Raw genomic sequence first — 1,436 nt, 5'->3', positions numbered from 1 at the left:
CAGGCCCCGAGGCCGAGCGCGGCCAGCAGGGCCTGGCCGGCGCGGCGCGGCGTCATCGTGCGGCGATCCGGTCGCGCACCAGGAAGCTGGTCAGCTCGCCGGCCGGCGCCACCAGCCAGACGCTGTACTGTCCGCCCGCCTCCAGCCGGCCGAGATCGAGCGCCGCCGCCTGCCGCCCGCCGCAGCCGGCGGTGACACGGGCGCTGGCCGGGTTGATGCTGCGCGCCGTCATGCTGGAAGGCTCGACCTTGGAGAAGACCGACTGGCCCGAGGGCGCCAGCGCCAGGCTGCCCTCGGCGCAGCCGGGCACGGCATTGTAGAAGGACAGTCGGGCGCGCACCTGGTTGTAGTCGGTCTGGTCCTTCACCACGACCGCCTGCACCGCGTCGCCCTGCCGCTGCAGCAGGATGGTGTTGTAGCCGCCGCCCTCGATGGTGACGCGCAGCTCGGTGCTGCGGCCGCCCTCGGTCACGCTCAGCCGCACCGGGCGGTTCGCAACGTCCTCGGCCACGCGATAATCGGTGACGCGGGCGGCGCCGTCGTCGCGCAGCGTCAGCGCATCGTCGAAATCGGGCTTCACCGAGACCGGGCCGGGCAGGGTGTTGGCGAAGCGGACAAAGGCGAAGCCGTCCGGCAGGCGCTGCTCATACAGCATGGGCTGCGCCGTGGCGGCGCCGGGCTGGAGCCAGGCGAGGGCGCCCGCCATGCAGAGGCCCAGCCAGGAAGTCGAAGCTCGCATCATCACCGTCCCGATTGGCGCCCGCCTCACGGCAGGGCGCTGGTCTGCAGCTGGGCCATGCGGTAGCGCCGCGCCATGATCAGCGCCCGCTCGGCCCGCTGGCTGTCATTCTGGCCGCGCGCCAGCCGGGCCTCCATCATGGAGAGCTGCATATTGCCACCCGTGGCGCGCTGCGCCGCCAGCACCAGCGCGTCGGCGCGGCGCCATTGCCGCAGCGCCATGGCGGCCTCGGCGGCGGTCATCATCGCCTCCACGCTGTCCGGGCGGCTCTGCAGCACCGCCTCGGCGATGCGCTGCGCCTCTTCCGGCCGGCTGGCTTGCAGATTCAGCCGCGCCAGGGACAGCAGGAGCGAGGGATTGCCCGGATCGGCCTGCAAGGCGGGGCCAAGCAGGGCCGAGGCGGCGGCGACATTGCCATCGGCGCTGTATTCATCCGCCGCGCTGACGACCAGGCCGGTGCGCATCGCCTGCAACTGCTCGCCCTGCGTGGCGGAGAGCGGCGCGCTGTCGAGCGCGGCCAGCAGCGCCGCGGCCTCCGGGCGCAGCCGCGCCTCCATCAGCGCCCCGGCCAGTTGCAGCCGGGCATCGACGTCGAGGCTGGGCAGGCTGGTGGCCAGCCGCAAGGCGCTGCGCGCCTCGTTGGGCATGCGGGCGCGGCCGAAGGCGCGGATGGCGGCGGCGCCGGTCTGCCCCGACG

2 protein-coding genes are annotated in these 1,436 nt (G+C 74.1%); both read right to left on the bottom strand.

Annotation, left to right across the window (positions count from 1 at the left end; translation table 11 throughout):
• Nucleotides 1-52: 52 nt before the first annotated feature.
• The gene (locus HMPREF0731_RS19865; protein WP_157136259.1) at nt 53-706 is read right to left on the bottom strand and encodes an ABC transporter permease; all 654 of its coding nucleotides are present in this window, start codon (nt 704-706) and stop codon (nt 53-55) included.
• Between the two features lie 59 nt (nt 707-765).
• Nucleotides 766-1,436: tetratricopeptide repeat protein (locus HMPREF0731_RS19860; RefSeq protein WP_007006005.1), on the bottom strand; the 671-nt coding region annotated here is incomplete at its 5' end.

Origin of the sequence: Pseudoroseomonas cervicalis ATCC 49957, assembly GCF_000164635.1 — a bacterium.
Taxonomy (GTDB): Bacteria; Pseudomonadota; Alphaproteobacteria; order Acetobacterales; family Acetobacteraceae; genus Pseudoroseomonas; species Pseudoroseomonas cervicalis.
The sequence above is the reverse complement of the archived record's forward strand: the minus strand, read 5'-3'. Positions and strand labels throughout refer to the sequence as shown.